This window comes from Rhizobium sp. CRRU65 (assembly GCF_048551595.1).
Lineage (GTDB): Bacteria > Pseudomonadota > Alphaproteobacteria > Rhizobiales > Rhizobiaceae > Rhizobium > Rhizobium leguminosarum_J.
Genome location: NZ_JBLYZH010000002.1, coordinates 596,819 through 620,285, shown reverse-complemented (window position 1 = coordinate 620,285; position 23,467 = coordinate 596,819). Strand labels below are relative to the sequence as shown.

The window sequence follows — 23,467 nt, the reverse complement described above, 5'->3', positions numbered from 1 at the left end:
ATGCCGCTTTAAATCTGTTACAGATCCCGTAATCGTTATTTGGTCGGCAGCGACGAGAACCTCCGACAACATGATGTTAAGAAATCCCTTGGCGAGTCGACGATCGTCCGACCTCAATCGTTCCGCCATTACCGTAGAGAACTGATCAATTTGATCAGACGTGGGGTCGGCCGAAACGTCGATGAGAGAGACTTGGCTTTCTAGCGCGCGTTCCAGTCATGGCGTTGCCCTGTGCTTCTGCGATTCGTTCGATGAGGACGGGATCGGATTGCAGATCATCCGTGAGTGAAGCGACGTTCAGCAGGTTGTTAAAGACTGATCGCGCCTTCGCGGTTTCCTGTCGAAGGTTTGCGAGCCTGAGGTTGCTCTGTTCTTTCTCCTTACTCATTTCGCTTTTCAGGCGACCAAGCACATTTGCGAGGCGACCACTGCCCAGGAGGTGCGCCTCAACTTCTGTGAGTACCATGTCGTCTAACAGCGCTTCCGGTATCGGCTTGCCGTGAAAAACGGTAGGGAATTGATGATGTTAGAGGGCAACTCGGACCCGTAAAGGGAAGGACTCAGTCCTGTTATGCGCCAATCGAATCCTTAAAATGCCTATTTTTTGTGCGAAATTTTGCGATTATTTAATTAGTTAATGCTTAAATGAAATAGAAGATAATTTCGCTTTTGTTGCGTTTTTTTGGTTATCAGCATATTATTTGCCTGAAAAGAGAATATTTTTTTAGGGCTGTATAGCAGCAAGGACACACGGCCGAGTCCTTGAAGGACGGCCCGCACAACGAAGTAATAGAGCCATCTGAAGATAGACTGTGAATCCTTCGCCTACTGGCCACGACGAATGGTAACATCAATGCGATCGGGCATCTGCAGAACCGTCGGATCCCTTATGTGTGCACAGCGCGTCCGCTGCGTGCTCGTACATAGCGCGGTTTCTGTCCAGTCCTGTTGAACCCAGTCCCCAGGTTGGGCGGATCTGGAATTACCTTTGTCTTGGCTTCGGGACGAAGTTTACTTTTCGTTCGCTCTATGAATTAGAAAATCAACACTGCGCCCACGTGCAGATAGGCGCCGTAAGGTCCCAGCATCTTGGTGCAAACAAAGGTAGCCCCTTGTGAGCACAACTTGTCTGCGACTGCAGTATGTCGGCGAAAATGCTCCTGTTTCACAAAAACCGTCGCATCGACCAATTCGCGAACATGACCACTATCGATTGATTATAGGAAATGATCCGGTCCATAAAGCGGCGTCCGGAGAAATGAACTGGTGAAGAGAAAATCGAAATGAGTCCGACGGGACAACTAGCACCCACTGATGGGCCCCTTACCTGGTACGGTCCAACGCGAAAAGACGAGCGTCTTATCACCTTTGGTTTCCGCCTTTCCGGTGGCGGGGCTCACCAGTCAAAAACTCTTATGCTTGCCGAAATAGCTGAACTGATGCGAGCAGGCGCCACGGACGCGACTGATTTTCGATCAAGAGTATTGGATGAGAATATCTTAGGAAAGGCAACATCAAGCGGCCGCGAATCGGTGTTCAAAAATCTTTCTTCTCTCTACGGCCTGTCCACCGTTCCTCTTTTGACTAGAGTTTTTCTGCGATTGGCGAAGGACGACAACGCAGGCCTAAAATTGCTTGCGGTTTTGATCGCCTTAGCACGCGATCCCTTGTTAAGAGACACTGCATCCCCTGTTGCGGGCACAGCAGTGGGGGTGTCCATTCAGTGGCCGAGCTTTGCAGCGAAGTTTAACGCCATCTACCCGGGACGATTCAGCGAGAAGATGGTTCGATCCCTGTCACAGAATTGCGCGTCCACTTGGACACAGAGCGGCCACCTCGAGGGCAGCGGAAAGGTACGAAAAAGAGTACATCCCTCTGCCTCAGCCGCTGCTCTGGCGGCGTTAATCTCGACGGTATGTGGATTTAGCGGCCCTGCAATTCTTTCATCTGGATGGTTTCGTATCCTCGACCTTAACCCTGATACCGCCATGGATGCGTTGCGATCGGCAGAAGTCCAGGGACTCGCTCGGCTCAGGTCGGCAGGCGACGTCATAGAGATTTCGGTCAGGCAGCAGCTTGCGACAACTTTGGGGATTCCTGAGCTTGAATACGTTTGACGACATACTCGGCGCCTATGACCGGCAAGTTCAGTTGCCTTGGCTAGATGACGTTCCCCCTGCGGGGCGGGTCTGGCTGTTGTGGTACGACAAGTCGATGCAACGGAAAATCTCGGGAAGGATCGGCGAGTTCGAATACGCTACGATGAAGGCGGGTCGCGGATGGCATCACATCGATCTTGCTCCGTGGTTTGGACGATGGATTGCGAAGCATGAATTTTTCGAAGCGCTTGTCGAGCATCCGCAAGAGATACGAGGATTGTTGACCGACGCCGAGAGGGCGCTTGTTGGCGAGTTGAGGGGCGCTCTGGGTCAGTGCACGTCTAATGATGTGTTGGCCTTGGACGGCTTCGGATCTTTGTTCGGCCTCGTCCGAGTCTCTACCCTAATCGGCAAGATCGCGGATGCGATACCAGGGCGGATGATGGTGACATTCCCTGGCAAACAGGCCGGGGGCGTCTATCGGCTGCTGGATGCACGGGATGGTTGGAATTATCACGCTATTCCTATACCACCGGACGACGCGCTATGAGGGTGAGATTAAATGCTTAACAAGGATACGTTCTACAAGGATCCGGCCGACTATCGTCTCGCAAATCAGGGTGTCGCAAAGATTCAGTTTCCACCAGCGCCCGAAGGCCTGGACACGTTGCGTGGAGAACTGGAAACTTTTGTCTGCGATGGGGCTTATGCGGAAGGGTTGGCTCGGATCCTGGAAGCGTTTCTGGGCTCGGTCAGCAAAGGGGGCTCCTCTCCGGCTGTCTGGATTTCCGGTTTTTACGGGTCTGGAAAATCGCACCTGGCAAGCATGCTCGCGGCTCTTTGGACAAATCCAAAATTTGCGGACGGCGCCACAGCCGAGGGGTTAACCGATCTCCCGCCACAAGTCGCTGCTCCGTTGAAGGAACTGCGCATCGCCGCACAACGTGCGGGCGGCGTTGTCGCAGCAGGCGACACCCTCGGAACAGGAGCTGAGGATCCCGCTGAAGCTACCCTCGGCATCATCCTCCGCGCCGTGGGCCTGCCGAGCGATCTGCGAGCCGCTCAAGTGGCGTTCTGGCTCGACGATACCGGTATCCTGGACGAGGTTCGCGCCGAGCTCGGCGATGGATTCGACACCCATATCCGCAACTTCATCCTTTCGCCGAAATTCGGGACCGCTGTTCTTAAAGCGAAACCGGAACTTGCCGAGTCCCCGCGGGAGTTGGGATCGAAACTCCAGGCACTATTCCCTGAGCCCCCGCCCGTAACAGTCGATCTACTGGAGAGCATGGCGCGTAAGGCGCTGCTTCTCGGCCGAAATGAATTGCCGCTGACGTTGATCGTTCTCGACGAGGTGCAACAATTCATCCGCCAGGACCCTAGCCTTACCTTGAAGATTCAGACTCTGGTCGAGCGTCTGTCGAGTCGGTTCAATGGTCGGATCCTCATAGTCGGAACCGGGCAGCAGGCTCTTAGCGACGTCCCGAACCTGCAGAAGCTACTCGACCGTTTCCCAGTCCAAGTCGCACTCGGCGAGGCCGACATCGATACCGTCATTCGCAAAACTGTGCTTCGCAAGAAGGCGGGCGCGGAAACCGACATCAAGGGGATGCTTGGCAAACACGCAGGCGAAATCAGTCGTCAGTTGCATGGCAGTAAGCTGGCGCACACCGTCAATGATACCGACGAAGCCGTTCTCGATTGGCCCCTACTTCCCTCACGACGGCGGGTCTGGGAACACATCCTACGCGAACTTGACCGTACAGGATTGGGGGGTACCCTCCGTGGACAGTTGAGGACAACGCTCGACGCCGCAAAGTCCTATGGCGGCAAGCCCCTGGGGCATGCAGTTGCAGTGGATTTCCTGTACGGCCGCTTCTCGAATGAGGCGTACAATGCCGGGCTACTTCCGGGGGAAACCCGGAATAGAATCGAAGCTCTCAGGGGTGGTGACGCGAAGGATCAAAGCAAGGCCCGGATCCTCATGTTGGTGTACATGCTCGGTCGCATCTCCGGTGAAGCGGACCGGCATGGCGTGCGTTCAACGCCGGAAACGATAGCGGACTTGATGATTGTCGATCTCGGAGGCGATGCCGAGCTCCGGAAACAGGTTCCCCAGCTCCTTCAGGAACTGTTCGAAGACGGTGCCGCGATCGAGGTGCAAGGCGAGTGGCGGCTTCAGACCAAGGAAAGCGCGGATTGGGAGAATGCTTACCGAACCGAGGTGAAGTCAGTCCTAGCGGATCAAGCAGGCCTATCCGGGAAACGCCGTCAGCTTCTGGGCGGGGCGATAGACACTGCTCTTGCCGGCGCGGGTAGCGTAGCGCATGGCATAAGCAAGCAGCAGCGGAAAATCCATCGCCTCGAGGTGGGTGATAAAGCCCCGACGGACGGTGTGCCGCTGCGGCTCCGCATCGGCTGGGATGAGGATTTGTCCACGGTCGAAAAGGAAATCGCTGGCGCGTCTCCCAACGATCCGACAATCCATCTCTTGGTGCCTCGACATAGGCCAGAGGATCTGACGCGGGAGATCGCCGCATGGCGAGCCGCCGATAGTGTTTTGCAGTTGAAGGGTGTGCCCGGCACAGATGCGGGTGTGGAAGCGCAAAAGGCTATGCAATCCCGCTCGTCCAAAGCGCTATCCCAGGCCAACGAACTCATTCGTGAAGCGCTTCGCCAGGCAAAAGTCGTACAGGCAGGCGGCAAGGCCGTGAATGGCGCTCTTGCTGATGCCGCAAAAGAAGCAGCTACAAACGCGCTAGCACGCCTTTATCCAAGATTTGCGGAGGGCGACCACGCAGGATGGAGCAAGGTCTTCGATCGCGGGATGAAGAAGGACCCCGATGCCATGAAGGCAGTGGACCATTCTGGCGCGCCCGAAACCCATCCCATCTGCAAGGCACTTCTGGCCGAGCTTGGTCCCGGGCGCAAAGGATCGTACCTGCGGACGAAGTTCACCGAACTAGAATACGGTTGGCCCCAAGATGCCATCGACGGGGCCCTGGTCGTTCTCGCAAATGCAGGCGTGATCAAGGTCACGGGAGAGGATGGAAAGCAGGTTTCACTGCCGGACCTTCCGCGCTCCAAAATTGGTGTCTGCACCTATCGCGCGGAAACGATCGTCATCACTATTGGTCAGCGAATGGCCGCCCGTGGGCTGCTAACCGAAGCTGGCGTGCACTTCGAAAACGGGCAGGAAGCCTACGCGCTCTCAGCTCTCCTCCAAAAGCTAGAAACCGCTGCAACGGATTCAGGCAGCAACGCCCCTGCGCCGGTGGCCGATACGGTACCGAACCTTTCTAGCTTCAAGTTGCTATCCGGCAACGACCTCCTGGCTGCAGTGGCGGAGGACGCGTCGTCGCTTAGGGACAAGTTGAAAGGATGGAAGGCGGCATCGGCCAAGATCGGCCAGCGCCTGCCTGCATTCAGGACCGCCGAGCGCTTGGTACAATCAGGTGCGGAGGACCAGAAGGCGGAACTCGATACTATTCGAGGCAATCGCCAGCTACTGGCAGACCCCGATCCTGTTCCTCCGGTCATATCCGCGGCAGCCGATGCGCTCCGCGGACGGCTTAACACAGCCTATGAATCCTGGAAGAAGGCTTGGGACGACGGGGAAGCTCGCCTGTTAAACAGCGAGACCTGGAACAAGTTGACTCCCGAGCAGAAGCACGCCATTCGCAACGAAGCTGGTCTCTTGCTCCTAGACAAGCCTCAGGTTGATACGCCCGTCTCGATTTTGGACGCACTCGGTCAGCGTTCATTCATGGGGTGGGAGAATGCGACGAAGGCGCTTCCAACTAGGATTGATGAAGCCTTGGCGAGTGCGGCAATCCTGCTTGAGCCGACGGCGCAGACCGTCACCCTTGCGGGCAGCTTACTGAAGAACGACCAGGACCTCGAAGCGTGGCTTCAATCCGCGCGCGAGGCGCTGAAAAATGCTCTGGTGGCCGGCCCCGTAATCCCGAAGGTGTGACAACATGATCCAGCACTACCTGGCGACATCCCTCCGGCGTGCGCTTGAGAAAACTATCAAGGAAGCCCGCGTTGTCGCCGAGTCGGGGGCATCCGACGCCATTCGTCGCCTTGGGATCGCAGAGGCCAAGGCTCCGACTTATCTGTCGGAGGAGGAAAAGGAGTTGCGGCGCCGTCTGCGGGCGCATGCGCGCACGCTGGGCGACAAGCTACACAATGATTCTGACGAACAGGAGGTTAAGCGGCTGATTGAGGCGGCTGCTTATGCCCATTGGCACCGGATGCTGTTTGCGCGCTTCCTCGCGGAGCGTGGCCTGTTGCGACACCCGGAGCATAATGTGCCAGTAACGCTGGAAGACTGCCGGGAGATCGCACAAGAGGAATGTGCAGCCGATGCCTGGGTGGTCGCCGAACGCTACGCGGCGTCCATGCTTCCGGCCGTTTTTCGCATTGACGATCCCGTCCTGTCGTTAAAGGTAGACGCTGCACAGAACCAAGCTTTGCACCGCCTAGTGACAGATCTCGACGATGATATCTTTCAGGCAGAGGATAGCCTTGGCTGGACCTACCAATTTTGGCGGGCGGCTGAGAAGGACGCTGTCAATAAGAAGGGCGACAAGATCGGTGCGGACGAAATTTCCGCCGTCACGCAACTCTTTACCGAGCCATACATGGTTCGTTTTCTCCTGCACAACACACTGGGGGCCTGGTGGGCGGGCAAGATCCTCGCCGCAAATCCTGAGCTGGCAAAGAGCGCGGCGGACGAAGATGCACTCAGAGCCGCATGCAGCTTACCCGGTTATGCCTTCGACGTATTGCGTTTCGTAAAGCAAGGTGTAGGTGAAGAGGCACTCTGGCAACCGGCTGCGGGCACGTTTCCAGGCTGGCCGATAGAAGCTAGCGAGATCACCATGCTCGACCCGTGTTGTGGGTCCGGGCATTTTCTAACAGAATCACTAACTATACTCTCCGCTCTGCGCCAAGCTGAGGAAGGTCTTACGTCGGCCGATGCAGTCGCCGCCGCCCTGCGTGATAACCTGCATGGATTGGAAATCGATGGCCGTTGCGTCCAGATAGCGGCGTTTGCAGTCGCCCTGACCGCCTGGCGGATCGGGGGGTGGCAGACACTTCCGTTGCCCCATATTGCTTGGGTTGGCGCGCCCCCGCCACTGCCGAAGTTGGAATTCGCTTCCCTTGCCAATGGTGACACAGAACTGCGCAAGGGGTTGGAGATGCTTTTTGATATCTTTTCTCAAGCTTCGCTCCTGGGAAGCTTGATCGATCCAAGGGGAGGCGATTTGATGTCACCTCAGAGGCTTGGAAAGGTGGGTTCACTTCTTGATGAATTGGTGCAGCGAACCCGTTCCGCCGAGCCCGAACACTCAGAAGGTGTCGTCGCGGCGCGAGGAATGGCGGATGGGGCAGCGATGCTAAGTCGGCACTATACCCTCGTCGCTACTAACGTGCCTTTTCTTGGACGCGGCAAACAGGACGAGAGGTTGGCGAAATTCGTCGAGCGGCATTTTGCCAATGCGAAAGCCGACCTTGCATCAACTATGATAAGTCGAATATCTCGGCTTCTTTCTCCGTCGGGGACACTCTCCTGTGTTTCGCCCCAGCATTGCTTTTTTCAAGGCAGCTATAGAGAATATCGTCGAGAACTGTTGGACAACCTCGGCATCGACTTCTTCGTTCCACTCGGTGAAGAAGCATGGGAGCAATTCGGAGATCGCGGACCTCAAACTGTTCTCATGGCATTCAGCAATATCCAAGATCCACTCTCCGCCACACACGCAATTTTGGATGTGTCTGAAATAAAAGACCGCAATAACAAGAAGAAAGGCCTGAGGGAAAACAACGTCGCGATATGGAGCCAAACAGCCCAACGCCAGAATGTTGATCAAGTCATCTCTTCACATCCTCGCCCTAGGGCGAAATTGCTATCTGAAGTCGCGCAATCAGTCGAGGGAATGTCAACTGGCGACTCCGGGCGATATCTATTTATGTTTTGGGAGCAGGCGGACCTCGGGCAGAAGTTTGAGTATTTTATAGGTTCTCCGAACGAGGGGAGACCGTTTTCTGGTCGCAACCAAATTGTACGATGGGAGAAAGGCCGCGGAGCCTTGGCACGAGAATCGGGAGCACGCATCCAGGGTCACGGCGCATGGGGAAAACGTGGGCTGATAGTAAGCGGCATGAGAGACTTGAACTGGAACTTCTACTTCGGTGAACGTCACGACAAGGCCACTGCTGTGCTTATCGTTGATGAAGATAATTTATCTGCGGTGGCGGCGTATCTAGGATCTGGTGAATATCTCAAAGAAGTACGAAAGATCGACCGTGCAGTTCATGTCACGACCGGCACCTTGGTGAAGGTTCCATACGATCGTGCACACTGGGCTCAGGTCGCCACTGAACTTTATCCTGATGGGCTACCTGAGCCATTTACAGGTGATCCAATACAGTGGCTCTTTCATGGACATCCAGCGAAGACCGACTCGGGCGCTGTCCTACATGTTGCCCTCGCCCGTCTTTGTGGTCACCGCTGGCCTGCCGAGACCGAGCAGGCAATTAGGCTTTCCGCTGAGGCACGTGAATGGGTGCAAAAGGCGGGGATACTCCCAGAAGGAGATGGAGACGGTCTTCTCTCAGTCGCGGGAGTGGCTGGAGAAAAGCCGCTCGCCGACCGCCTCCGCACCTTCCTTTCCACAGCCTTCGGCGCGGAATGGTCTGATGCGCTGGAGAGGAGACTGGTCGCTGAGTCCGACGAGGTCTTGGACAAGAAGCAGGGAAAGGACGGTTCCCTGGAAGCTTGGCTGCGCGACCGCGCCTTCCGTCAGCATTGCGCACTATTCCAGCAGCGTCCTTTCCTTTGGCACATCTGGGACGGGCTGAAAGATGGCTTTTCCGTCTTCGTCCACTATCACCGCTTTACCCAGGCGAACTTACGCAAGCTGACCTACACAATGCTTGGCGATTCGCTACGCCGCGCCAAGGATGAGGACAACGACCTGCGCTACGAAAAGGGTCGCGAGCTTCAGCAGAAGTTGGAGTTGGTGTTAGAGGGCGAAGCGCCGTATGACATCTTCGTGCGCTGGAAGCCGCTGGCGGAGCAGCCGTTCGGATGGGATCCAGACCTTGATGATGGGGTCCGCATGAACATTCGGCCATTCATGGAGGCGGGAATCCTGCGCGAGCAACCCAAGGGGATCAAGTGGACCAAGGACCGCGGCAACGACGTGCCGTCGGCTCCCTGGTATCCGGTCTTCAAAGGTGAGCGGATCAACGATCATCATACTACGATTGAGGAGAAGCGCGCGGCGCGGGCAGGCAATCCGGAGACGGTGGCAAAGAAGTGACGACGCCTCTCGACTCATTGGTCGTCGCGCTGCGCGAGACTGCGAACTTCAATCCAGGCGCGGAATCAGCCCCGGAGGCCATCGTTTGGTGCGATCCGAACGGGGAGTTCTTGACGCTCATTCCCACCTTAAGCGAGCGCCTTCCGGAACTCGTGACCTATGGCGCTCACGACCCGGTCACCCGCACCGGACCCGCAGTCTGGCTGCGGGCAGTGGTAGCCAGGGCTGTTCCGTCAGTCTCAATCCCAGACGAGGCAACACCGATCCTTTATCTCCCTGGCGTAGGCCGGGAAGTGTTGAAGGGTGCCGAGGATTGCCCGACGCTGCTGCAGCCGTTGGTCTGGTTCACTGTGGCGGGAAACCTCTTCGGCCATGTGAACGGCAAGGACTGGACACTGCGCGCCTTCCTGACCTCGGATCGAGGGCCACTGAAGCTCAATATTGCCGACGATGCCTCCACCCGGATGGCGCTCTCCCATGCGGCCCTGCGCTTCGGCGCCAAGCCGCTTGAGGAATTAAAAGGAAAGCGGTGGGATGCTGACGCACTGAACGCCCTCTTGGCGCCGGATCTTGCGGCGGACATGTTGGATTGGATGGACGGCGTGTTCGACGCCGCAGCAGATCCGGCTCGGTTCACTGCGTTCGCCAGCATCGCCGAAAAGCAGCTCAAGTTCGATCCCCGCAAGCTATCTGTCCAGGACGCGGCCAGGCGCTTGGCCCAACGCGAGGGAAACTGGGCGGATGTCTGGTCACGCTTCGCCTCAGGCATGGGGCATGGTGGCGTCGTCGGTCTGCTAGGGGCAGAGGAACCAGCTACGCTCTTCGAGAACGCAGAAGCCTATCCCAAGCAGAACCTCAAAGGTGAAAAAGAGCTGAGGGACAGCCTGTCGAAGCTGGAGAGCTTCTCGGCTCCTGATGCTCGCTCGCGAATCCTGGAACTGGAGGGCCAGCATGGCTGGCGGCGGGAGACGGTATGGGCGAAACGTGGAGAAGCGCCCTTGGCGCAGGCGCTATCCTTTCTGGTCGAGGTAGCTAAGGCCAAACCGCTCCAGGCTCATGACGGCAACACCTTGGCGGAGGCCTATATCGAGAGCGGCGCCGCCGTAGATTTCGCAGCCATGCGGGCGTTGGCAGCGGCATCCCGTGACGTCGATCGCAATGCAGTCTCAGTGGCTTTGCGAGCGGTCTACCTACCGTGGCTTGAGGACGGAGCCAACGCCCTTCAGGAACTGATCCGGTCAGGCGGATTGAAGCTACAGAAACCAGAGGATGCGAAATCGGCGGCGACCACTATCCTTTTTGTCGATGGCTTGCGCATGGACCTGGCGCAAGAGTTGGCTCGCATTCTCGAATCCGAAAACTTGAACGTCGTTCAGTCCTGGAAATGGTCTGGTTTCCCCACGGTGACCGCCACCTGTAAGGCGCTCGTCTCGCCCGTCGCTTCGCTTCTCTCCGGACCGCCCATCACATCAGACATGCTACCCGTGACCTCAGAGGGCAAGGCGGCTACAAAGCCGGTGCTGTACAAACTTCTGGAAGAACAAGGTTGGGAAACTGGCAATGCCTTGCTCGCTGACACCAAGCTTTGGGCAGAGGCCGGACGGTTTGACGAGGACGGCCACGCACTAGGCGCCAGGCTCGCTGGCCAGCTTGCAGCAGGGATTCGCGATGTAGCCGATTCTGTGGTGCAGTTGATACGTAGTGGACGGACTGTCCGCATCGTTACAGACCATGGCTGGTTGTTGATGCCGGGTGGGCTTCCTAAGGCTGCCCTCGAGACCGGTCTCGTCGAACCGCAAGGCAAGCGATCGCGATGCGCGATGGTGAAGGCGAAGGCCCACACCACCTATCTTCAAATCCCGTGGACATGGAACCCGGAGGTGTTTGTCGCAACAGCTACAGGCGCGCATTCATTCTTTGCTGGGCAGGAATATGCTCACGGCGGGGTGAGCCCACAGGAATGCATATTGCCCATCCTGGACATCACGGCGAGTGGGGTTCCGCAACAAGATATTGGTGACGTGAAGACAAAGTGGGAAGGCTTGAGGCTTCGGGTCGAGGTATCTGGCGCAACTGACCTCCGCGTTGATCTTCGATTAGGATCGGAGACAAGCGGTCCGAGCATGATCAAAGGTGGCCGAGTGCTGGATGACAAGGGAAAAACATCCTTCTTGGTTAGCGACGAGAACGTTGGCCACACGGCCTGCCTGGTGTTAGTGGACGACAACGGTACCATTCTGGCCCATCGCGTCCTGAAGGTCGGGGGAGAATAAATGCTGGAACTCGACGCACTTGACAGAAAGGCCGCAGAAGCCTTCCCGGGGTACATCGTGCGAAAGGACCTGGTGCGTCGTTTTCGCGGCCAGTTCCCGGTACCGACTTACGTCGTTGAGTTCATGCTGGGGCGATACGCCGCCAGCACCGATCCAGTTGAGATCGAAGAAGGTCTGGAGATGGTGCAGTCGCAGCTCTCCGATCGCACGGTTCGTGCCGGCGAGGAAGAGCTGTTTAAGGCCCGGGCGAGAGAGCGTGGTTCGGTCAAGATTATTGATATTGTCACCGCACGCCTGGACGCCAAGACGGACAGCTATCTCGCAGCATTGCCCAGCCTGCGGCTGACGGATGTACGCATTGACGACAAGCTGGTGCAGGCGCACGAGCGCATGCTCACAGGCGGTTTCTACGCCGAAGTCGAACTTGGCTATGACGCGAGCATTGCGCAGGAGACTGGCGGTCGACCTTTCCAGATCATGAGTCTGCGGGAAATCCAGCTATCCAGCCGTGACATCCTGGAAAAGATTGCACATGGACGCGCGCAGCTCTCAACGAAGGAGTGGAGAGATTTCCTTCTTCGGAGCGTTGGCCTTGAGGCTGACAAGCTGTCGCCGAGAGCGCAAGACGGTATGCTTTTACGAATGGTGCCCTTCGTTGAGAGCAATTACAACATGGTCGAGCTCGGGCCTCGCGGTACGGGGAAAAGTCACCTATTCCAGCAGGTTTCGCCCTATGCACACCTTGTTTCGGGCGGCAAGGCAACCGTAGCCCGGATGTTCGTGAATATGTCGAACGGGCAACGTGGCTTGGTGTGTCAATACGATGTTGTCTGTTTCGATGAGGTGTCAGGCATCTCCTTCGATCAGAAGGACGGCGTAAACATCATGAAAGGCTACATGGAGTCGGGCGAATTCTCGCGTGGTCGCGAAAGTATTCGAGCCGAGGGCAGCATCGTCATGGTGGGTAATTTTGACATAGACGTACAGCATCAACAGCGCGTCGGCCACTTGTTCGGGCCGATGCCTCCGGAGATGCGCAATGATACCGCCTTTATGGATCGAATCCATTGCTACCTCCCAGGATGGGATATTCCGAAGGTAAGCAAGGATCTATTCACTAGCCGGTTCGGCATGGTGAGCGACGTGCTGGCGGAATGCTTCTCAAGGCTGCGAGCGCAAACACGAGTGAACGCACTTCCCGGGCGTGTCCATTTCGGCGGCGCGCTTTCCGGACGAGACCAAAATGCGGTCAACAAAACCGTGTCCGGTCTGCTAAAGCTTTTGTATCCAGATTCATCAATGAAAGTAACTGACGAGGACCTCGAATGGGCGGTTCGCCTGGCGCTTGAGGTGCGTCGCAGAGTGAAAGAGCAGCAGAAGCGAATCGGCTCCGCAGAGTTTCGCAACACGCAGTTCAGTTACATGTTTGGAATGGATGGCGTTGAGAAGTTCGTCGCGACGCCCGAACTTCAAAGCGAGGATAGTATTGGTTCTGATCCTCTTCCCGCGGGGCAGGTTTGGGTAATAAGTCCTGGCGGGGCAGACGAAGCGACCGGCTTGTTTCGGATCGAGGTGACCGAAGGCTCAGGCAGCGGAGTGCGCATCCTCAACCAATCACCGCCTCCTTCTTTCCGAGAGAGCGTAAAGTTTGCCGAGCAAAACCTATATTCAAGGGCGATGGAGTTAGTCGGTGACAGAAATCCCCGCGCGCACGAATTCTCGGTTCAAATCCGCTCGTTCGACGCAGCGAAAAGCGGTTCTCAAACGGGTGTTGGAGTGCTGATCGCTCTAAGTTCCGCACTCATTGGCAAGCCGCTGAAGGGTGGCCTGATTATTGTTGGAGGGATCAATCTAGGGGGCTCGATCGACCCAATTCACAATCCCGTTGATGTCGTTGAGCTGGCACTTGAAAAGGGGGCCACAACGGTGATGATGCCTGTGTCCTGCCGAAGAACTCTCGTTGACCTTTCAGATGAGGTGGCGACGAAGATTCAAGTCCTCTTTTACGCGGATGCGCAGGATGCACTCAAGAAGTCGCTGCACGATTAGCGACGACATTCGGCGCCGTGGTCGATGGTCGAACGCACGCAGCATATCTAAAACTGCAGTAAAGTCGCATCGACCTAGTCTGCTGCTGGCAAGGATTCAGGTCGCGGCCAGTGAACTTATGAATTGTTGACAACCGCCGAGCCTTTTGGCCATGTGAGCCGATGGATTCGTTGCCGGAAATAATGATTGCTCTCCGCGCTGCGCGGTCACTTCTAGGACTCAGTCAGGAAGAGCTGGCTGACGTCGCCGGGGTGAGCCGACAAATTGTCGTGCGGATCGAGAAAGCGGATGGCAGCGTCCTGGTGGATGCTGTGACGAAGGTACGTGTCGCACTGGAAACGCAGGGCATCATATTTCTTGACGGCAGCCGTGATCATGGGCCCGGAGTGACTCTGTCGAGAAAATTAACGGAAGAAAGCAGTGCGGCGCTTTCCGTCGCCACATAAACGCGACCGCCTATCAGGCAATGCGTACTGTGACAGCATCAGTAACCGATCTCAAGGCACCATGTTGGCGTCAAGATTCAAAATAGTTATCACGCCCTCACCCGGTATCCGAAAGGACTGTTCGAATATCTCGTATCGCTCGGCAGCCCAGTTGTCGAACCACGCATCCGCGCCGATGCGCCGAGGAAAGCCTTCATCCTTCGACAGCGGATCATGCAGTAGCTCGAAGGCGAAGCTTTCGGGGTCGAGATCGTCTTTCGGCTTCCAGTATCCTGGTACTCCCGCCGCTGGCTTGTGCCAGCTCTTCCCCATGACGCCGTGGTTCACCATGATCGCCGTGGGATAGTTTCCGCTGTCGATCATCCTGATCAAGGTGGCAGTCAGGCTGGTGTTGAATGCGCCGGCCACGGCTTTCAATGCCTTCAGGTCAAGCTTCCGATGCTGCTTGCACTCGTTCTTGAACATAGGCCAAGGCATCAGCAGGTCGGCGGCATACTGATCCGCGGCACGCTCGACCGGATTGGCTCGAGAAAACTTCCCGATATCCGTCGCCCGGCACGCAACTGTCTCGCCGCGATGGTAGGCCCAGTGTCCAAGCTCGTGCGCGATCGAGAACCGTTCCCGCTGAGGCATACCGCCCGGATTTAACGAAATAATGCCCTTGTTGCCCAGCCCCGTGATCATCGCTTCGCAGCATTTCAGGCAGCGGCGTTTTACGCGTAGCCCCACGTAAAAGGCTATGGCTTCAACATCGATGTCTCGTGGCTGGATGATCCCGAGTGACCGGAGAAGCGAATCCGGTGACAGGTTTACGGGTATCGGGTCAATCCTTGGCATCGTCTGCGTCTTCTTCGAGCTCGGCAAGATCTTCCAGGATCGCATCGAGGTCACCATCCATGGAGCCGTCGCCGAACCTTGCGGCCAGAGTGAGGCCCGCTGTCGCATCGCCTTGCTTGGCGCGCTCGTAGAGTTTCCTCGCCCGTTCGACGCTCAAGTCACTCGCGATGCCTTTCATGTTGCTGGCGAACGCCCCTGTCCGGGCGCGCTCGAAGCGGGCTCTCGCGAGTTTAATCGCTGCATCTGCGAGAGCATCCTTGACCATCTGAACATTCGCCTCATCCTCCGGACTAACCGGGTTGTCATCGGATAAAATGAAGTCGATGAAGCTATCTATCGCGTCCTTCTTTTTGTCGGTCATCAGGGCCGTCCTTCTTTCGCCGAGCATCCGCTGGCGAGCTTTTCAATGTGACGGTTCATCCGGGTGCGCAGCGCCTCGAGGCGCTTGGCGTCCACGCCGACGGCATCCTGCAGGTCCTTCCCACGCAGGCCGTCTTCGATGCCCATCAGTAGCATTTCCATTTCCTCGTCACCCGCGAAGTGCGCCTGCAGCTTCGACATGGCGTCTTCCAGCTCTTCCTTCCGCGCAAGCTCTTCGCTGTCGTCGTTCGCGGCCACCATCGGGAGCTCTTCGGTCTTGACGACGGCGAAGCCCTGCTTCAGCCGAACAATCTTCCTCTTCTCGGATATCAGGTAGTTGTCGCCCCTCAGGCTCTTCATAACCCCGCCGACGAAAACGAGAAACGGTAGCGACCGGGGCCACTGCCTTCTACCGTCGGCGATCCTGATGAAGGATTCGTTGATGAGTTCCTGCGGCGGAGCGTATCCGTCCGAGCTTGCTAAGAAGTTCGCTATCCTGCCGAGCTTGTTCAGATCGGTATCAGATAGCGCCCGGAACGCGGCAATCGCCTCGTCCGCCGAGTAGTACTGTTCTCCAGGCTGATCCACCTGTTCCTCCGCATCTTCTGCCACATGTGTCGACCTCCTCCATGATCTCCACTCTGTTTGCGCACTGACATGCGGATTCCGACAAAACTTTTTCCATGTCGGAATCGAGAGGCTCCTCCGCAAACAGAGTGGACATCCCAGTCCACCCTTCAACAGTGAGGAATCACAGACCATGACTATCGAACATCACGAACCGCCCGGCGACAAGCATGCGACCATCGAAATCGCGGGTATTGATCTCAACTTCCAGGGTTTTGATCCCGAGACCCGCACGCCCACCGGTGGTAAGCTTGCCAAGCTCGCAGGATTCAACTCCGACCAGCGTCCGTATGTCTTCCAGTGGCGCAATGACGGCGATCTCGAGGAACTCCGCGATCAGGAGGAAGCCGACCTGCGTAGCGGCACGAGGTTCATCGTTGCGGTCGCCGACGGCACCAACCGCATCGCAATCGAAGGCGAATCCTTCGACTGGCCCGCGGATGAAATCTCCGGTGCCGTCGTCCGCAAGCTGGGCCGCATCCCTTCCGAGCGTGGCCTGTATCTCGAGCGCACTGACGAACCCGATCGCCTGCTTGGCGACGATGACGTCGTCAAGATCAGGAAGGACGGTATCGAGCAGTTCCGCAGCGGCAAGCCGCAGACCTGGGAACTGAACGTGCAGGGCAAGAAGATCGTCTCGATCACTCCTGTGATCTCGGTGGTGGACGCGCTCACCCGTGCAGGATTCGGTCCGAATGCTTGGATCATCATCCTCAAGATCGCGGGTCAGCCCAAGCGCCAGCTCTCCGTCGGTGATGAGATCGATCTCCGCGCGCCGGGCATCGAGAAGGTTCGCCTGACCGCGAAGGACGTGAGCAACGGGGAGGCGCGCGTTGCGCCTTCCCGTGACTTCGCTCTCCTTGAAGTCGACGAAGCCTACCTCGACGGTCTCGGCTATGCTTGGGAGACCCGCAGCAGCGACGGGCACCGCTGGCTGATCATCCGCGACTACCCCGTTCCCGACGGCTACACTGCCAAGGCCACCACGATGGCTTTGATGATCCCGCCGACGTATCCCCAGACCGAAATCGACATGTTCTACGTCTACCCGCCTCTCCAGCGGGTGACTGGTGGTGCGATCCCCGCAACGGAGGCCACCCAGACCATTGGCAGCCGGCCGTTTCAGCGCTGGTCGCGCCACCGCGGCAGCGTTGTTCCGTGGAATCCTCAGCACGACAACGTCGTGACCCATCTGGCGCTTGTAGAGTCCTCGCTCATCAAGGAGGTCGGCGAATGATGCCCGCTATCACCCTGGCACTGGCCGGGATCACACATTCGAATCTCAAGGGGCATCTTCTGTCCGACGGGAACGAAGCTGCAGCGATCCTTATCTGCGCTCCCTCGCCCGGACCTCGTGATCGACTGGTTGTTCGGCAGGCCATCCTTGTTCCGCACGACGCCTGTCCCCTTCGCAAGCCGGATGCACTTGTCTGGCCCGGTTCCTATATCGAGGACGCTATCGATATCGCCGACCCGGAAGCACTCGTAATCATCCTGCTGCACTCGCATCCGGGTGGGTGGTTGCAGTTTTCAGATGTCGATGATGAAAGCGACCGCCGGGTCATCCCGGGCCTTTTCCAGGCATTCGGCGACCGCCATGGCTCGGCGATCATGACCCCCGAAGGCGCAATCCGTGCCCGTCTCTATTCGTGCGACATGGGAATGCGCGCTGTCGATCTCGTGACGATAGCTGGCGATGACATCGTTTACTGGTGGAACGACGGCATCGAGAACGCTGTTCCACAGGGTCGAGTTCTTCCCTTCACCGGATCGATGACCCAGGAGCTCGGTCGACTATCCGCCGCAGTGATAGGTGTGTCCGGCACCGGTTCCATCGGTGCGGAGGTAGTGGCACGGCTTGGATTCGCCTCGGTGACACTCGTCGACCCCGACAAGATTGAGAAGAAGAACCTCAACCGCATTCTCAATTCGACTTCAGTGGATGCAGCGCGCAGCCGGCTCAAGGTCGAAATGTTCTCGCAGGCAATTGCGGGCCACCGCGGTGACGGGGTCGCGGTTTCTGTCGCGGATACACTTGGAACGCGTGAAGCGATCGAGGCTGTCGGGCAGTGCGACGTCATCTTCTGCTGCGTCGACAGCAAGGAGGGTCGTCAGTACGCCGATCTGATCGCCTCCGCGTTCGTCATTCCGCTGTTCGACGTGGGAGTCACGATCCCGACGTTTCTCGACGGCGGCAATGTCGCCATTGCCGATGTCAGCGGCCGCATCGACTACGTGCAGCCTGGCGGCTCCACCCTTGCCGACCGTAGTGTGTACACGCAGGAAAGCCTGCGCGCCGAATACCTACAGCGCACCGACCCCAACGCTTTCCGTGCCGAACTTGAGGCAGGCTACATCAAGGGAATCCTTGAGGAGGCGCCGTCGGTGATCACGCTGAACATGCGGGCGGCATCTGCCATGATGAACGAGTTCATCGCTCGAGCCTATCCGTTCCGACAGGAAGCCAACCGCAACTATGCGCGCGTCGCGTTCAGCCTGGCGGCCTGCGACGAGGATCATTTCTCGGAAGACGATTTCGAACGTGGCGACAACGCGCTTCTCGGTCGCGGCGCCGCCGAGCCGCTGCTTGGGCTGCCGCTCTTCCGCAGACCACGGAAGGACGCGGCATGAATATCATGAGATGGTTTCGCCGCATCTGGGACAAGTACGGACCTGCCCGCCGCCTGGTGATCGTCGACGGAGACGCGCTGCCTGACGTTCTTCCTGCCCGTGATCTTGTTTTGACCCGCGATGACGGTGATGACTGGAGTGTCGGCATGCGGTGCCCCTGTGGCTGTGGCGAACGGATCGAAATGATGATCCTTGAGGGCACCCTCCCGCGGTGGGACATCAGCATCAACGAAGTCGAGCGGCCTTCGCTACATCCGTCGGTTTGGCGGAAATCCGGGTGCAGGTCTCACTTCTGGGTTCGCGAGGGGCGTATCCTTTGGTGCGAATAAGCGCGTAAGGCGCGCCCGGACTTACCAAACGGGGAGGAAACAATGTCAGACAGAAATTCCGCCGCTCGACACCATCTACCTTAAGGAAGCGTTGCGCCGAATGATCAACCCCACATCGACGCTGTTGCCGTGGTTCGAGAAAGTTGCATTTTGGATGTAAAAGGGCGAAGCCCGGCCCGATGGCGGATCGCTGGCTTCTTGAGCTTCTCAAAGCTATGGACGAAGTGAACCGGACTTCGCGCTTATGTGACGACCTAAAGAAGCCACTGCTTTTTCCACCTACGAGCGAACCAAAATCTGGATTGATCGAACCAAAATTTGGACTGATAACTCTTGAGAACCGGGGCGTGAGAGCCTCGCTGTACCGCGCCACGGGCACCATTAAGCTGCGTTTCCCCGTACGTCTCGCTCGATCCTTAGGCTACCATGGGCGGCGGCGTCACCAGCCACAGCAATAAGTCGATGTCGTTGATCGACCAGAATGCCAAGGACACGTTCATATTGGATGCGCAATATCTTGACGACTTCATTCTCCAGAGCAGCGGGTAACGTCGTACCGGCTACTTCCTCGACCGTAGCAAAGAAGATCGGTGTTTTGCCCAGGCCGTAAGATGCAACCAGTCGCCGAGCAATTGCAGTTGCGCGTTTCACGTCACTACCAATAAGTCCTCCTGATCCCAACGACCGGTCAGCGAAAACGGTAGCTTCCGCTGCCATTCCAGCGATTGCGACCGCAATTCTGTTAAGAAGGGTGGTGTCGGTGGGAAGGTGGTCGTCGACAAGGTCGTAGGACGTTTGTCCGCCGGCATATGAGGTTGCAGTTGGGTCGAACGATTCCTTGATTTCGATTGTGGCAGATGTCGCATAGCCGAGTGCCAGCGAAATCAATGCATGTCCGGCCTCGTGCACGCCGAGGCGGAACAACTGTTGCGGCGTGTACTTTCGCTTTTCCGGTATTTGCGCTTGCAGGTCGCGTAGATCAAGTTCGCGACCCTCGTCCCTTGCTTCTTTCCGCGCCGTTCCGCACCAACTCTTCCAGTGCAGCAGGCGACCTGCCTTCGAGACCGTTGCAATCTCGATCAAGGATTCAGGTGGCATGCTTACCCCGGTATGGTACCGAAGAATCTCCGCCCTGGTGGCAGCATCGGGAGGCGTCAGTGTTAAGGCTTCGACATCGCCCGCTGCACTGTCGCTCGGCTTATGAGGGTGATGGGGCTGCAGGGCATCATTCGCGGCAAGCCGATCCGCACGACGATCAGTGACAAGACCGGCCCATGCCCACTCGACCGGGTGAACCGACACTTCTGTGCGCCAGCGCCAAACATGTTGTGGCTTTCAGACTTCACCTATGTGGCGACGTGGCAGGGCTTCGTCTACGTGGCTTTCGTCATTGACGCCTTCGCTCGCCGCATCGTCGGTTGGCGGGCGAGCCGGACTGCCCATGCGGGCTTTGTGCTCGATGCCCTCGATCAGGCACTTCATGATCGGCGGCCCATTCACCGCGGCGGCCTGGTTCATCATTCCGACCGCGGCTCGCAATATGTGTCCATTCGCTATTCTGAGCGGTTAGCGGAGGCAGGCATCGAGCCGTCTGTCGGAAGCGTTGGCGACAGTTACGACAACGCTCTCGCCGAAACGATCAACGGTCTTTACAAGGCCGAGGTCATCCACCGGCGAGGACCGTGGCGAAACTTCGAAGCCGTGGAATTCGCCACGCTGGAATGGGTAGATTGGTTCAACAACCGCCGCCTTCTGGAGCCCATCGGCAACATACCGCCAGCCGAGGCCGAAGAACGATACTATGCCATGCTGGACGCACCGGCCGTGGCCGCATAACTTAAACGAAATGGCCTCCGGCAAACCCGGTGCGGTTCAAATGCGTTTGCGTGACATGCTCAGGGGACCGAGGCTGGGTTCGTTGTCGTTGTCAGGTTCCAGGTTCTCGTCGCCGTCCATGAAGTCGAGAATGCCGATCAGATCCTCAATACAGGCTTCAATATTCGCACGATGGTTGACTCTGGCGACGATGCCGAGTTTTTCGGCTTCGCTCATTGAGCCAAGTATATGCACCAACCGCGAGATGCGCATGGTCACACCTCCTGACGAGGTGAAACGGCCGGCCGTTCGTCGCCCACGACGAGAACGAACTGAACCTTGTGGTCGATCACATGACGCCATGACAGCCCGGGGTGCAGCTTGGCCATTGCCTCGGTGAGGGCTTTTGCGTGAAAGCTGGCAAGTTGGGCCGGAGTTGCCTCCGCGAAGAAAGCATCCCAGTCGAAAGCCTTCATTTTAGCAGGAGTTGCGGCCGCCGGGATGATGGCGGTCACGGCTCCAAGAAGCGTTCGCCTGCTCAGTTTCGGCAACCCTTCGGCGGCTGCCAGAATCGTTTCGTTCGGCATTATCGTTTCCTCTGCTCAGGTAATTTCTATGTGCATATTAACTACCGACCAGGCGCGCTTAAGCACCTCGCGCCAGTTATGGACGAGCATGGAGAGTTCTCCGATTTTGGATGTGAAAATGCCGCTCGGAGGCGGCTTGGCTTTTTAGCGCGGCAGCGCATCAAATGATGTCAGGGAGGTGGGGTAGCCAAGACTCGACATCTTCGCCCTTCGCCATATTTCCTTAACACCATCAAGGAGGAAAATATGTTTCGAGCACTAGCCGTTTCTCTATCTGTCAGTGCCACAGCTATCCTGTGCCAGCCGGTTTTTGCAGCTGACATGATCGAGGGTTATCGCCCACCACCGGCTACGCGCCACGTCGTTTACCACCCTAAAAAGGTGTATGTCAGGAAGACCTTTCACGAGTGCGGTCAGCTATTGGTGGAGTACCGCCCGCCGTACCGTCCTCACACGGAGATTGTTACCATCTGCCATCCACGCAAGTATGTCCTTACCCGATACTGACGGCCTGGAAGGCCTACTTCATAGTTTTTTTTTGTGAGGAGTTAAAATTGCTGAAGGACGAAACACGTATGACAGTTCTCCTCGCCGTCGGCATCGGGGGCGCTTTTTTGATAGCCATTCGATACGGTATACACGCCGGCTATTTGACCCCCTGACGGTTAGAGAGAAGCCGCGGCCGCAAAAATCTGATCGATCTGCTGCGACGCGAAGCCCATGGCCGCGAAGCCGGCCGCCAACATTGGGTTGTCCTTGACGAAGGTGCCGCTGTATTCGAAGGCGTCCTGGGTCTCGCCATCCTGCTGCGCCACCCATGCCTTGACCTGGTCGAGGAGGCCGGAGCGCCGAAGCATCAGGCGGAATTGTCGCGCCGATACCGACGACACGATGGGCGGGGCATTCCGAAACGCGACAACTGCCGGATCGTCATCAGACAGAAATTCCTCCGCCCTGCCCTCCTGCAGTTGTTCGAACACGCTATCGATTGCGCCGTCGTCCGATCGAGACACATAAGCCATTATGAAATCCTCCCGCATGGGAAATAGAACCCGTCGTTCCAAACCCAGATGCCACCAGCACCTGCCACGTATCGAACCTGCCTGCTGGTGTTCGTCCAGACATCGCCTCCCCCGACCGCAAAGCCGCTTGCGACCTGCATAGTGCCCACGTTTCCACCCGAGTCATTGCCACCAGCGACAAGCACACCTTTGGCCGGGTCATGGACGAGAGCGGAGTTGGTCGTGGCGCTAGATGAAAACATCAGTCGGATTTTCGCCTCGACTTTCGCACCATTGGGTACCGAAATCGCCAAGAGTGCCGAGGTCGTCGAGATGGCGACGTTTGTCGCTTCCCGTATCGAAGCCTTCCGCGAGATTGTTCGCAAGCCGCTCGCCCTGCCCTGCCTGCCGCGCCATCAAAGCTTCAGCAAGCGGCTGCCGGTTATCATGCGGAACACGCGCGGAAGTCGACATCAGCCGCTCACCGGTGAATGCGTCGATATCCGAAGCGGCGACGTGCATGCGCCAAGGCCTTCATTCGCTCGCGAAGCTCATGATCATCGTCGCGCCTGGTCTCGTAACGGACCGTCATTCGGCAAAAACCAATGGCTTTACACGCCCGCCGTTCGCTCATCTCATGATGGCTCATCAGATGCGCGACAGCTTTCCGCTTGGCCGCGGGCGTCGCCACTTCTTTCCCAAAAGGTCTCTCAAGGCAGCATTGTCGAGCATCGCATCCGCCAGAAGCCGCTTCAGCTTCGTGTTCTCGTCCTCAAGCGTCTTCAGCCGCTTGGCCTCGGACACCTCCATGCCGCCGTACTTGGCCTTCCATTTATAGATGCTGGCATCGCTGACGCCATGCTTGCGGCAAAGCTCCGAGACCGGCGTGCCTGCCTCGTGCTCCTATGCCGATGATCTGTTCGTCTGTGAAACGATTGCGCTTCATCCTCTGGTCCTCTCAGGGGCCAGAGCTTACTTCAAAATGGATTATTTCAACGGGGCAAGGTCAGGTGAATTACTATCCCAGCCGTTATACTAAATGCCCTGGTTGCTCCTGTTGGTTTTTGCTGGCGTCCGCA

Annotated in this window: 19 protein-coding genes and 3 pseudogenes; 11 read left to right on the top strand and 11 right to left on the bottom strand. The window is 57.5% G+C overall.

What is annotated here, in order from left to right; translation table 11 throughout:
* Positions 1–154: 154 nt before the first annotated feature.
* Entirely contained in the window at positions 155–466 is a 312-nt protein-coding gene (locus ACM5SV_RS06120; RefSeq protein WP_419425151.1) for a hypothetical protein, read from the bottom strand.
* A gap of 949 nt (positions 467–1,415) precedes the next feature.
* Between ACM5SV_RS06120 and ACM5SV_RS06115 the strand changes: the two genes are divergently transcribed.
* From ACM5SV_RS06115 to ACM5SV_RS06085, 7 genes are all read left to right on the top strand, one after another.
* Positions 1,416–2,117 (top strand): hypothetical protein, encoded by a 702-nt coding sequence (locus ACM5SV_RS06115; protein WP_419425150.1) that lies wholly within the window; start codon positions 1,416–1,418, stop codon positions 2,115–2,117.
* Complete coding sequence (locus ACM5SV_RS06110; RefSeq protein WP_128407955.1) at positions 2,104–2,649, top strand: DUF1788 domain-containing protein; 546 nt, start codon at positions 2,104–2,106, stop codon at positions 2,647–2,649. Before ACM5SV_RS06115 ends, ACM5SV_RS06110 begins: the two co-directional genes overlap by 14 nt.
* 12 nt (positions 2,650–2,661) lie before the next feature.
* Positions 2,662–6,075 (top strand): BREX system P-loop protein BrxC, encoded by a 3,414-nt coding sequence (gene brxC / locus ACM5SV_RS06105; RefSeq protein WP_419425149.1) that lies wholly within the window; start codon positions 2,662–2,664, stop codon positions 6,073–6,075.
* Positions 6,076–6,079: 4 nt separating this feature from the next.
* Positions 6,080–9,433 carry an SAM-dependent methyltransferase gene (locus ACM5SV_RS06100; RefSeq protein WP_419425148.1) on the top strand — a complete coding sequence of 1,118 codons (3,354 nt, stop codon included), beginning with the start codon at positions 6,080–6,082 and terminating at the stop codon, positions 9,431–9,433.
* Positions 9,430–11,706, top strand: a complete 2,277-nt coding sequence (gene pglZ / locus ACM5SV_RS06095; RefSeq protein WP_128407958.1) for a BREX-1 system phosphatase PglZ type B — start codon at positions 9,430–9,432, stop codon at positions 11,704–11,706. Before ACM5SV_RS06100 ends, pglZ begins: the two co-directional genes overlap by 4 nt.
* Entirely contained in the window at positions 11,707–13,755 is a 2,049-nt protein-coding gene (gene brxL, locus ACM5SV_RS06090; protein ID WP_206641130.1) for a protease Lon-related BREX system protein BrxL, read from the top strand. It begins immediately after the preceding gene.
* Positions 13,756–13,916: 161 nt separating this feature from the next.
* Positions 13,917–14,201, top strand: coding sequence for a helix-turn-helix transcriptional regulator (locus ACM5SV_RS06085; protein WP_419425147.1), 285 nt, complete (start codon positions 13,917–13,919; stop codon positions 14,199–14,201).
* Between the two features lie 51 nt (positions 14,202–14,252).
* Here the strand turns inward: ACM5SV_RS06085 and ACM5SV_RS06080 are convergent, their stop codons facing one another.
* Genes ACM5SV_RS06080 through ACM5SV_RS06070 form a run of 3 tightly spaced genes read right to left on the bottom strand, consistent with a single transcriptional unit; the run spans position 14,253 to position 16,010 of the window.
* Positions 14,253–15,038, bottom strand: a complete 786-nt coding sequence (locus ACM5SV_RS06080) for an ImmA/IrrE family metallo-endopeptidase (RefSeq protein ID WP_419425146.1) — start codon at positions 15,036–15,038, stop codon at positions 14,253–14,255.
* Positions 15,025–15,426 (bottom strand): hypothetical protein, encoded by a 402-nt coding sequence (locus ACM5SV_RS06075; RefSeq protein ID WP_419425145.1) that lies wholly within the window; start codon positions 15,424–15,426, stop codon positions 15,025–15,027. Before ACM5SV_RS06075 ends, ACM5SV_RS06080 begins: the two co-directional genes overlap by 14 nt.
* Positions 15,399–16,010, bottom strand: a complete 612-nt coding sequence (locus tag ACM5SV_RS06070; protein ID WP_245460725.1) for a transposase — start codon at positions 16,008–16,010, stop codon at positions 15,399–15,401. Before ACM5SV_RS06070 ends, ACM5SV_RS06075 begins: the two co-directional genes overlap by 28 nt.
* Before the next feature lie 148 nt (positions 16,011–16,158).
* Here ACM5SV_RS06070 and ACM5SV_RS06065 point away from each other — a divergent pair, with 148 nt between their 5' ends.
* The 3 genes from ACM5SV_RS06065 to ACM5SV_RS06055 are packed head-to-tail and all read left to right on the top strand — an operon-like array spanning position 16,159 to position 18,985.
* Positions 16,159–17,262 carry a multiubiquitin domain-containing protein gene (locus ACM5SV_RS06065; protein ID WP_419425144.1) on the top strand — a complete coding sequence of 368 codons (1,104 nt, stop codon included), beginning with the start codon at positions 16,159–16,161 and terminating at the stop codon, positions 17,260–17,262.
* The gene (locus ACM5SV_RS06060; protein WP_419425143.1) at positions 17,259–18,656 is read left to right on the top strand and encodes a ThiF family adenylyltransferase; all 1,398 of its coding nucleotides are present in this window, start codon (positions 17,259–17,261) and stop codon (positions 18,654–18,656) included. The genes ACM5SV_RS06065 and ACM5SV_RS06060 overlap by 4 nt, the downstream gene beginning before the upstream one ends.
* Positions 18,653–18,985, top strand: a complete 333-nt coding sequence (locus tag ACM5SV_RS06055; protein ID WP_419425142.1) for a DUF6527 family protein — start codon at positions 18,653–18,655, stop codon at positions 18,983–18,985. Before ACM5SV_RS06060 ends, ACM5SV_RS06055 begins: the two co-directional genes overlap by 4 nt.
* A gap of 381 nt (positions 18,986–19,366) precedes the next feature.
* Here ACM5SV_RS06055 and ACM5SV_RS06050 read toward each other — a convergent pair whose 3' ends face one another.
* On the bottom strand, positions 19,367–20,083 hold the full coding sequence (locus ACM5SV_RS06050) for a hypothetical protein (protein WP_419425141.1): 717 nt from the start codon (positions 20,081–20,083) through the stop codon (positions 19,367–19,369).
* Positions 20,084–20,149: 66 nt separating this feature from the next.
* On the opposite strand from ACM5SV_RS06050, the pseudogene ACM5SV_RS06045 reads away from it, so the two are divergent.
* Positions 20,150–20,821: pseudogene (locus tag ACM5SV_RS06045) on the top strand (IS3 family transposase); the annotation flags it as partial.
* Positions 20,822–20,857: 36 nt separating this feature from the next.
* Here the strand turns inward: ACM5SV_RS06045 and ACM5SV_RS06040 are convergent.
* The 6 genes and pseudogenes from ACM5SV_RS06040 to ACM5SV_RS06015 all read right to left on the bottom strand — a co-directional run.
* Positions 20,858–21,073, bottom strand: a complete 216-nt coding sequence (locus ACM5SV_RS06040; protein WP_164902427.1) for a hypothetical protein — start codon at positions 21,071–21,073, stop codon at positions 20,858–20,860.
* Between the two features lie 2 nt (positions 21,074–21,075).
* Complete coding sequence (locus tag ACM5SV_RS06035; RefSeq protein ID WP_012763484.1) at positions 21,076–21,387, bottom strand: hypothetical protein; 312 nt, start codon at positions 21,385–21,387, stop codon at positions 21,076–21,078.
* A 665-nt stretch (positions 21,388–22,052) separates the two neighbouring features.
* Complete coding sequence (locus ACM5SV_RS06030; protein WP_128408200.1) at positions 22,053–22,409, bottom strand: hypothetical protein; 357 nt, start codon at positions 22,407–22,409, stop codon at positions 22,053–22,055.
* A pseudogene (locus ACM5SV_RS06025) lies at positions 22,409–22,738 on the bottom strand (hypothetical protein); the annotation flags it as partial. The pseudogene ACM5SV_RS06025 and the gene ACM5SV_RS06030, both read right to left, overlap by 1 nt.
* On the bottom strand, positions 22,638–22,910 hold the full coding sequence (locus ACM5SV_RS06020) for a hypothetical protein (RefSeq protein WP_419425164.1): 273 nt from the start codon (positions 22,908–22,910) through the stop codon (positions 22,638–22,640). The pseudogene ACM5SV_RS06025 and the gene ACM5SV_RS06020, both read right to left, overlap by 101 nt.
* Positions 22,876–23,334 (bottom strand): annotated as a pseudogene (locus tag ACM5SV_RS06015) (transposase); the annotation flags it as partial. The pseudogene ACM5SV_RS06015 and the gene ACM5SV_RS06020, both read right to left, overlap by 35 nt.
* Positions 23,335–23,467: the final 133 nt, after the last annotated feature.

Excerpts from the sequence above, each read along its gene's own strand:
- ACM5SV_RS06120 (WP_419425151.1), bottom strand. The coding sequence starts at position 466 with ATGGTACTCACAGAAGTTGAGGCGCACCTCCTGGGCAGTGGTCGCCTC.
- ACM5SV_RS06115 (WP_419425150.1), top strand. The coding sequence starts at position 1,416 with ATGCTTGCCGAAATAGCTGAACTGATGCGAGCAGGCGCCACGGACGCG.
- brxC (WP_419425149.1), top strand. The coding sequence starts at position 2,662 with ATGCTTAACAAGGATACGTTCTACAAGGATCCGGCCGACTATCGTCTC.
- ACM5SV_RS06100 (WP_419425148.1), top strand. The coding sequence starts at position 6,080 with ATGATCCAGCACTACCTGGCGACATCCCTCCGGCGTGCGCTTGAGAAA.
- brxL (WP_206641130.1), top strand. The coding sequence starts at position 11,707 with ATGCTGGAACTCGACGCACTTGACAGAAAGGCCGCAGAAGCCTTCCCG.
- ACM5SV_RS06085 (WP_419425147.1), top strand. The coding sequence starts at position 13,917 with ATGGATTCGTTGCCGGAAATAATGATTGCTCTCCGCGCTGCGCGGTCA.
- ACM5SV_RS06080 (WP_419425146.1), bottom strand. The coding sequence starts at position 15,038 with ATGCCAAGGATTGACCCGATACCCGTAAACCTGTCACCGGATTCGCTT.
- ACM5SV_RS06075 (WP_419425145.1), bottom strand. The coding sequence starts at position 15,426 with ATGCTCGGCGAAAGAAGGACGGCCCTGATGACCGACAAAAAGAAGGAC.
- ACM5SV_RS06065 (WP_419425144.1), top strand. The coding sequence starts at position 16,159 with ATGACTATCGAACATCACGAACCGCCCGGCGACAAGCATGCGACCATC.
- ACM5SV_RS06060 (WP_419425143.1), top strand. The coding sequence starts at position 17,259 with ATGATGCCCGCTATCACCCTGGCACTGGCCGGGATCACACATTCGAAT.
- ACM5SV_RS06055 (WP_419425142.1), top strand. The coding sequence starts at position 18,653 with ATGAATATCATGAGATGGTTTCGCCGCATCTGGGACAAGTACGGACCT.
- ACM5SV_RS06050 (WP_419425141.1), bottom strand. The coding sequence starts at position 20,083 with ATGCCACCTGAATCCTTGATCGAGATTGCAACGGTCTCGAAGGCAGGT.
- ACM5SV_RS06040 (WP_164902427.1), bottom strand. The coding sequence starts at position 21,073 with ATGCGCATCTCGCGGTTGGTGCATATACTTGGCTCAATGAGCGAAGCC.
- ACM5SV_RS06035 (WP_012763484.1), bottom strand. The coding sequence starts at position 21,387 with ATGCCGAACGAAACGATTCTGGCAGCCGCCGAAGGGTTGCCGAAACTG.
- ACM5SV_RS06030 (WP_128408200.1), bottom strand. The coding sequence starts at position 22,409 with ATGGCTTATGTGTCTCGATCGGACGACGGCGCAATCGATAGCGTGTTC.
- ACM5SV_RS06020 (WP_419425164.1), bottom strand. The coding sequence starts at position 22,910 with ATGCACGTCGCCGCTTCGGATATCGACGCATTCACCGGTGAGCGGCTG.